The sequence below is a fragment of the Asticcacaulis biprosthecium C19 genome (assembly GCF_000204015.1).
Classification (GTDB): domain Bacteria; phylum Pseudomonadota; class Alphaproteobacteria; order Caulobacterales; family Caulobacteraceae; genus Asticcacaulis; species Asticcacaulis biprosthecius.
In genome coordinates, this window is sequence record NZ_GL883078.1 from 827,059 (window position 1) to 834,774 (window position 7,716).

General features: G+C 61.1%; 9 protein-coding genes. 6 read left to right on the forward strand and 3 right to left on the reverse strand.

Features of this window, described 5'->3' with window-relative positions:
* Window positions 1–56 precede the first annotated feature (56 nt).
* The 3 genes from ABI_RS14160 to ABI_RS14170 form a co-directional block, all read right to left on the reverse strand.
* Window positions 57–1,106, reverse strand: coding sequence for a LacI family DNA-binding transcriptional regulator (locus ABI_RS14160; protein ID WP_006273704.1), 1,050 nt, complete (start codon window positions 1,104–1,106; stop codon window positions 57–59).
* Between the two features lie 102 nt (window positions 1,107–1,208).
* Window positions 1,209–1,895, reverse strand: coding sequence for a TetR/AcrR family transcriptional regulator (locus ABI_RS14165; protein ID WP_006273705.1), 687 nt, complete (start codon window positions 1,893–1,895; stop codon window positions 1,209–1,211).
* A gap of 104 nt (window positions 1,896–1,999) precedes the next feature.
* A complete protein-coding gene (locus ABI_RS14170) occupies window positions 2,000–2,914 on the reverse strand; it encodes a ribokinase (protein ID WP_006273706.1) in 915 nt (304 codons plus the stop codon).
* Between the two features lie 333 nt (window positions 2,915–3,247).
* Between ABI_RS14170 and ABI_RS14175 the strand changes: the two genes are divergently transcribed.
* From ABI_RS14175 to rutA, 6 genes are all read left to right on the forward strand, one after another.
* On the forward strand, window positions 3,248–3,865 hold the full coding sequence (locus tag ABI_RS14175; RefSeq protein ID WP_169313735.1) for a TetR/AcrR family transcriptional regulator: 618 nt from the start codon (window positions 3,248–3,250) through the stop codon (window positions 3,863–3,865).
* Window positions 3,862–4,323, forward strand: coding sequence for a hypothetical protein (locus tag ABI_RS25270; RefSeq protein WP_006273707.1), 462 nt, complete (start codon window positions 3,862–3,864; stop codon window positions 4,321–4,323). Before ABI_RS14175 ends, ABI_RS25270 begins: the two co-directional genes overlap by 4 nt.
* Before the next feature lie 240 nt (window positions 4,324–4,563).
* A complete protein-coding gene (gene rutB, locus ABI_RS14185) occupies window positions 4,564–5,250 on the forward strand; it encodes a pyrimidine utilization protein B (RefSeq protein WP_006273708.1) in 687 nt (228 codons plus the stop codon).
* Between the two features lie 9 nt (window positions 5,251–5,259).
* On the forward strand, window positions 5,260–5,646 hold the full coding sequence (gene rutC / locus ABI_RS14190; RefSeq protein WP_006273709.1) for a pyrimidine utilization protein C: 387 nt from the start codon (window positions 5,260–5,262) through the stop codon (window positions 5,644–5,646).
* Window position 5,647: 1 nt separating this feature from the next.
* Window positions 5,648–6,472, forward strand: a complete 825-nt coding sequence (gene rutD / locus ABI_RS14195) for a pyrimidine utilization protein D (protein ID WP_006273710.1) — start codon at window positions 5,648–5,650, stop codon at window positions 6,470–6,472.
* Complete coding sequence (rutA, locus tag ABI_RS14200; protein WP_006273711.1) at window positions 6,472–7,551, forward strand: pyrimidine utilization protein A; 1,080 nt, start codon at window positions 6,472–6,474, stop codon at window positions 7,549–7,551. Before rutD ends, rutA begins: the two co-directional genes overlap by 1 nt.
* Window positions 7,552–7,716: the final 165 nt, after the last annotated feature.

A 7,716-nucleotide genomic window follows, 5' to 3' on the forward strand; every position in this document is an offset into this window, starting at 1 on the left:
GGTATTGATAGTTTGAAGTTTTACGGAGGCCAGGGACGCGATTGACCGCGGATCGCTTATTGCGCCGCCATCAGACCGGGCAGTCCGCCGCACGATTCACGGATGACCAGTTTCGGCGCCATCTGGGTGTCGAGAACCGGTTCGTCATCGATAAGCGCGCTCAGGCCATCGATCAGAGCGCGCGCGGCGGCTTCGGTATCCTGGCGAATGGTGGTCAGAGCCGGTGACAGGGATGAGCAGACCCACAGGTCGTCGAAACCGACCACCGATACGTCATTGGGCACATGCAGACCGCGCCGATGCAGCGCCTGCATGGCGCCCATGGCTAGCAGGTCGGTGGCGCAGAAGACGGCGTCGAAGGGGATGTTATTGTCAAGCAGGCGGTCGACCCCGGCCACGCCGTCTTCGCGCGCTAGAAAGGCATCGACCCGCAGAGCATCGTCGATCGGCACGCCCGCTTCGGTCAGGGCCCGGCAATAGCCACGGTAGCGGTCGCGGAATTCCGGATGTTCCGGCTGATGCTTGCCGACAAAGGCGATACGGCGGCGGCCGACGTCCAGCAGGTGACGCGTGGCCATATAGCCGCCGGCTTCGTTGTCGCTGCCGATGACCAGGCGGGCGCAGTCAAGACGATTGACACCCCACACCACCCATGGATCGCCGACCTCGTTCAGGTATTCGAACAGGTGGGTATAGACCTGGAAATCCTTGCAGCCGAGGAAGATGATGCCGTCGGCGCGGCGCGAAAAACCGTAGTCGGTGCCCCATTCGTCGCTTTTCTGCTGCAGCGAAATCAGCACGTCATAGCCCTGCTGGCCGGCATATTTCAGGATCGAGCCGATAAGCGGCAGAAAGAAGGGGTTGATCGGGTTTTCCGAGTTGTCCAGATCCTCGGAGATCAGCACCGCCAGGGTATGGATCTTCTTGGAACGCAGCTTGCGCGCATTGACATCGACCTTGTAGCGCAGCGCCCGGGCGGCTTCGAGCACGCGGCGCTTGGCGTCCTCGCTGACCAGGGGCGACTGCGCCAAGGCGCGCGAAACCGTGGTCTGCGACACGCCCGCCAGGGCGGCGATATCGAGCGATGTCGGCCTTTGCTGCTTCACGTCTTTTTCCCTCCCGCAGGGATCAACGGTTGTCCCCGTCTTATACGGATAAAACGCTCGATAGGATGACTGTAGCTAACGCCGATCCCTGAGGTCGTAAAGTTACATTTCCGCTGTCGCGGCCTCATCGGACAGGTGCTGGCGCTGGGCGGGGCGCGATGGTTCGTCCGCGTCTTCGGCGGGGACGTCTGCCACCGGCAGCGCCAGGCCCAGACGGTTAGCTATGGCGGTATGCGCAGCCAGGCCGATCTGACGCACCATGGCCGGCGATTTCACGGCGCGCGCCATAATGACCGCACCCGACAGCTCGGACAACAGGGCCAGGGCCTGAGTCAGGGCCTCATCGGGCGTGCGGTCCAGGCCTTCGAATTCGAGCGCGATCAGGCGCTGAAGTTTCACCATGCCGGCTTCGAAGCGCTTACGCGCCAGTGTGCCGAGACGGGCGACATCACCGGCTACGGCCGGAATGGGGCAGCCCTGGCCCGGCTTGTTGATATGGGCCGGCGACAGATAGTAGGCGATGTAGTTGGACAGGGCGGCCGCGGGGACCAGGCCGCGCGTCTTGGTGAGATAGCGTTCGCAGGTGCGCTCGAACATGGTGTCCAGCGCGTGGGCGATCAGGTCGTCCTTGGACTTGAAGTGGGCATAGAAGCCGCCGTGGGTCAGTCCCTGGCGCTTCATCAGAGTGACAACGCTGAGGCCGCTGGGACCGTCCTCGCGCAGCATGATGGCGGCCTCGGTCAGCAGCCGCAGCCGCGTCCGTTCCTTATGTTCACCGTCATAACGCATGCCAGTCCGCCGTTACTGTACGAGTTAAAGTTATCTGGGTTATCTGGCCTAATCTGCATACATCTGGCCAGGAACACAAGATATGGTGTCGTTATGGGGCCGATTTATGGCTGTTGCGCCATCAGTTCTGCGACCTGGGCGGGAGTCGGACAGGCATTGGCCGAGGGAACCGTCACCGAAAGCGCCGAGGCCGCGGAGGCATAGCGCAGGGCGGTCACCGGATCGTCGCCGGCAACCAGCCGCGTCACCAGGGCGCCGTTGAAGATATCGCCAGCGCCGGTAGCGTCGACGGCCTTGACCCTGAAGGCCGGCAACCGAACCAAGTTCCCGGCGATCAGAGCGGCGCAGCCTTCGGAGCCCAGGGTCACGAGGGCTTGTTTGGCGCCGGCAACCATCAGGGCGTTCAGTCCGGCGATCAGGGATGCGTCCGACAGATCGGGGATACCGGTCAGCTTCATCAGTTCGGTCTCATTCGGGGTGACGAGATCGGCCAGCGGCATCAGTGCCATGGCGGCCGGATCGACCGGCGCCGGATTGAGTACGGTCATGACGCCATGGGCGCGGGCGCGTTCCAGGGCGTGACGGACGGTCGGGATCGGGACTTCGAGTTGGACGATCAGGGCGGAGGCTGTGGCGATCGAGCTGTCGGCGGCATCGATATCGTCCCGCGACAGCAATCCGTTGGCGCCCGGGGTGACGACGATCATGTTCTGGCCGTCTTCAGCGACCAGGATATTGGCCAGGCCCGTGGTAGCGCCGGCCAGGGCTTTGACATGGTCGATGAGGACGCCGTTTGCGGTGAGAAAGCCCGTCGCCTGGGGCGCCAGGGCATCGTCACCGACGGCGGCGATCATGTGGGTGGTGGCGCCCAGCCTGGCGCAGGCGACAGCCTGGTTCAGTCCCTTGCCGCCAATGGCCTGGCGCATGGCCTTGCCGATGATGGTTTCATTGGGCTTAGGCAGGGCTGTGACGTCCAAAAAGACATCGACATTGATACTGCCGGCAACGACGATAGACATGAGATTACCTCCGACCCGTGCGCTTTTGCCATCAAGGCTACCGCATCAGACAGGTTCAAGCTCCCTCCTCTCCATGCAATGGGGAGGGGACCGCGAAGCGGTGGAGGGGTATGGGTAAGATCAGCCGCCGCAAGGTTTCAGAACCATACTGGACCTGATTAACCCGGCCCTTCCGACAGCAAGATACCCCTCCACCGCTTCGCGGTCCCCCTCCCCACTTCGTAGGGAGGAGAAGGAAGCGGTTCCGTGTAAACTTGCATGATTACAAAAGTTTGCCAGCTTTTTCTGATTACGGCTTCAATTTTTTGCGCAAAAGGCATAGGGTGGATTGCCATGGGGAAACCGCCACAGTCACGGCTGAAACAGCGCAATACGGCCAAGATCCTGGACGCCGCCCAGCATGTCTTCGCGGCCTATGGCTACCACGGCGCCACCATCGACAAGGTCGCCGAGCGCGCCGGCATGTCGCAACCCAACCTGCACAACTATTTCAAGACCAAGGCTGACCTTTATGCCGCGGTTCTGGACCAGACGCTGACCCTCTGGCTGGACCTGATCGGCGACCTGGATCCGGCGGGCGAGCCGCAAGAGGAACTGCGGCGCTATATCGGCCGCAAGATGGAACTGTCGCGGCAGTTCCCGGAATCGTCGCGGGTCTTTGCCAACGAAGTCCTGCAAGGCGCGCAAGTGCTGAAGACAATGCTGAAGACGCGCGTGCGCGACAATGTCCGCCTGTTTGCCGAAGCCATCGAAGGCTGGGTGGCGGCGGGCAAGATCCGCGCGGTCGACCCGTACCACCTGGTGTTTCTGATCTGGAGCGCCACCCAGCACTATGCCGACTTCGGGGCGCAGATCCGGGTAATCATGGACGTGCCGAAACTGACCAAGGCCCATTTCGAAGCCGCGGAGGCGTCGATATCGGAAATCATCCTGCGTGGGCTGATACCGTGAGCGGAATTCCCCTTTCCTATCAAGGTTGTGACCACGGAGGAAAAGGCTCTTTCGGTCAGAACGTCGTTGGCGCGCGACTGGTTTGGTACATATCCTATTCCTGTAAGTCCTGCGGCGCGAAAGAAGAAGATGGTGAAAGCTTTCCGCCAGAAAACCTTCGCAATGCGGTTTTGAAAAAGGACGGCTACTACAAGCTCATCGCCGATTGTGCGGATCGCCTGACCTCGATCAAAGCCATCCGCGGTGTGTTGCGCTATCCAATGGAAACCGCGACGACGTTGCTTGCGCATTTTCCGGTTCTCTATGTCGGCACAGAAACTGAAGCAAAATGGCTCAAAGCGGTAGTGGACGAGGCCGGCGCGGCTTCGGAGGTCGTCGGATGCGATGCCGATTTGAATGAAACCGAGTTGGCGGTCGAGAGACTGATGTCAGAGGCCGACCGCCAAACTCTATGGTGAACTCGAATCCCGCCGCGTAGCGGCATCGGTTGCAAAGTGGGTCCACAGATTACACAGATTACACAGATTAAGTGGATGTCGCGCCGAGCGCGCCTCAACGGAAAATCTAATCTGTGCAATCTGTGTAATCTGTGGACCCACTTGCTTTCTGCACCGCCAAAAAACGCGCTTGCCACGGCCGAAATTCTCTGATTAGCTCATCAATTAACAAGCCTACATCCGATGAGGAGCAAGGGTTTCATGAGCGCTGACACGATCCCGTTCGACCTGCCCGCACGACCGGAAGCGCTCTCGCTAAAGGCGCTTGAGACCGCCGTCATCGTCATCGACATGCAAAACGCCTATGCCTCGCTGGGCGGCTATGTCGACCTGGCCGGCTTTGACATTTCCGGCGCCCAGTCGACCATCGCCAATATCCGGCGCACACTCAACGCCGCGCGCGAAGCCGGTATCCAGGTGGTCTATCTGCAAAACGGCTGGGACCCCGACTATGTCGAAGCCGGCACGCCGATGTCGCCCAACTGGCACAAGTCGAATGCGCTGAAAACCATGCGGCGCAACCCCAATCTCCAGGGCAAGCTGCTGGCGCGCGGCGGCTGGGACTATGACATCATCGACGACCTGCAGCCCCAGCCCGGCGACATCAAGGTCGCCAAGACCCGCTACTCCGCCTTCTTCAACTCGCAGCTCGACAGCATCCTGCGCTCGCGCGGCATCCGCAACCTCATCTTTGTCGGCATCGCCACCAATGTCTGCGTCGAAAGCACCCTGCGCGACGGTTTCCACCTCGAATATTTCGGCATCATGCTGGAAGACGCCACGCACCAGTTGGGGCCGGCCTTCATCCAGCAGGCCACGGTCTATAACATCGAGACCTTCTTCGGCTGGGTCTCCACGGTCGACGATTTCGTCAACGCCATCACCTAAGGAATGACTATGCCCAAGACCGCCATAAATCCACCGGGCTTTCCCAAGCCGCTGGCCCCCTACTCCTCCGGCACCAAGGCCGACGGCATCGTCTATGTCTCCGGCACCCTGGCTATCGACCCGGACGGATCGATCCATGCGCCCGACGATGCCTCAGCCCAGACTCGCCATATCCTGGAGACCATTAAGAAGGTCGTCGAGGCCGGTGGCGGCACGCTGGACGACGTCACCTTCAACCACATCTTCCTGACCGACTGGGCGCACTATGCCGCCATGAACGCGGTCTACGCCGAATATTTCCCCGGCGAGAAGCCGGCGCGCTTCTGTATACAGTGCGGCCTGGTCAAGCCTGGCCTCGTGGTCGAAATCGCTTCTGTCGCTCATGTCGGCCGTTGAGTTGAGCACCGTTTCCGAAGGCGAATTCCAGTTCATTAACGGGCTGGCCGTAACGGTTTACGGCTCAGGCCCACCCATTATCATGTCACCCGGCCTGGGCGGGTTGGGCAGCTATTGGCGGCCGCAACTGGAGGCGCTTTCCGGCTATCAGGTCATCCTATATGACCACCGCGGCACCGGCGAGAGCGCGCGCGACATCGGTGAGGATTACAGCGCGGCCGACCTGGCTGATGACCTGTACCGCATCATCACCGGACTAGACCTGGAAAGCGCCCATGTCGTCGGCCACGCCGCCGGCGCGGTGGCGGCGTTGCAACTGGCGTTGGACCGGCCCGACAAGGTCAAGTCAATCACGGCCGTCAATGGTTGGGCGAAGGCCGACCGCTATTTCAAGCGCTGCTTCGATATTCGCCTGGGCATCTATGAGGCCGGCGGGCCGGAAGCCTATCTGCGCGCCCAGCCGGTGTTTCTGTTTCCGGCGGAATGGATCGCCGAACACCTCGACGACCTGGACGCGCAGGCCGCGCATCACGCGCCGGGCTTCCAGAGCGAAGCGACCCTGCGCGCCCGCATCGGCGCCCTGGCCGGGTTCGATATTTCGGAAAGACTGGGAGAGATCGAAGCGCCCGTGCTGGTGATCGGCGCGCTGGATGACATGCTGGTGCCGGTGCGTTGTTCGGTGGCCCTGTCGGAAGGTCTGACGGATTCGGAGTTTATCGGCCTGCCATGGGGTGGCCATGCTTGCAACGTCACCGTGCCGGAAGAATTTAACGGATACCTGACACAGTATCTCACCGCGGTCGAAAGCCTGGAAGGACAAGAATAATGGAAATCGGCGTCTTCATCCCTATCGGCAACAATGGCTGGCTCATCTCCGAGAACGCGCCGCAGTACATGCCGAGCTTTGAGCTCAACAAGACCATCGTCCAGAAGGCCGAAGGCTATGGCCTCGACTTCGCGCTGAGCATGATCAAGCTGCGCGGCTTCGGCGGCAAGACCGAGTTCTGGGAGCACAATCTCGAAAGCTTCACCCTGATGGCCGGGCTGGCGGCGGTGACGTCGAAGATCAAGATCTTCGCCACCTCAGCGACCCTGACCTTGCCGCCGGCGATCGTAGCCCGGATGGCCTCGACGATCGATTCCATCGCGCCGGGGCGGTTTGGCATCAACCTGGTCACCGGCTGGCAAAAGGCGGAATATGACCAGATGGGGCTGTGGCCGGGCGAGCAGCACTATCTCAAGCGCTACGATATGCTAAGCGAATACGCCCAGATTTTGCGCGATCTGTTCGATACCGGCGTGTCGGACTTCAAAGGCCAGTATTTCGAGATGACCGACTGCCGGGTGAGCCCACGGCCGGCCTCATCGCCCAAGATCATCTGCGCTGGGTCATCCGACGAGGGGCTGGCCTTTTCAGCGCAATATGCCGACTACGCGTTTTGTCTCGGCGTCGGAGTCAATACGCCCAAGGCCTTCGAGAAGAACAATGTCAGGCTGAAAGCGGCCACCGACAAGACCGGCCGCGATGTCTCGACCTTCGTGCTGATGATGGTGATCGCCGACGAGACCGATGCGGCGGCCGAGGCCAAGTGGCAGTCCTATCGCGACGGCGTCGACGAGGACGCGGTCAAGTGGCTGAAGGCCCAGTCAGCGCCCAATGCCGTCAATAAGACGACCAATACGGTGCAGTTGTCCGACACAGTGTCGGCGGTCAACATCAATATGGGTACTCTGGTGGGCTCCTACGCCAAGGTCGCCGCCATGCTGGACGAAATGGCCGAAGTGCCGGGCACAGGCGGCGTGCTGCTGACGTTTGATGATTTCGTGAAGGGGATGGATGACTTCGGCACCAAGATCCAGCCGCTGATGAAGACCCGCCAGCATCTCAAAATCGCCGCAGAGTAAGGCCAATAGTATCTTATACTCCCCCGCTATGCGGGGGAGGTGGATGCGAGCGGAGCGAAGCAGACGGTGGGGGATTTGGCCCGCAATCGTCTTCCAATCCTTCAAAGGACATATCCCGTCAAATATCGCGCCTGGAAATCCCCCCACCGTCTCATTTGCTGCCGC

Bases quoted from the DNA above. Each gene is read 5' to 3' on its own strand.
- ABI_RS14170 (WP_006273706.1), bottom strand. From the start codon at position 2,914: ATGTCTATCGTCGTTGCCGGCAGTATCAATGTCGATGTCTTTTTGGAC.
- ABI_RS14175 (WP_169313735.1), top strand. From the start codon at position 3,248: ATGGGGAAACCGCCACAGTCACGGCTGAAACAGCGCAATACGGCCAAG.
- rutB (WP_006273708.1), top strand. From the start codon at position 4,564: ATGAGCGCTGACACGATCCCGTTCGACCTGCCCGCACGACCGGAAGCG.
- rutA (WP_006273711.1), top strand. From the start codon at position 6,472: ATGGAAATCGGCGTCTTCATCCCTATCGGCAACAATGGCTGGCTCATC.
- ABI_RS14165 (WP_006273705.1), bottom strand. From the start codon at position 1,895: ATGCGTTATGACGGTGAACATAAGGAACGGACGCGGCTGCGGCTGCTG.
- rutC (WP_006273709.1), top strand. From the start codon at position 5,260: ATGCCCAAGACCGCCATAAATCCACCGGGCTTTCCCAAGCCGCTGGCC.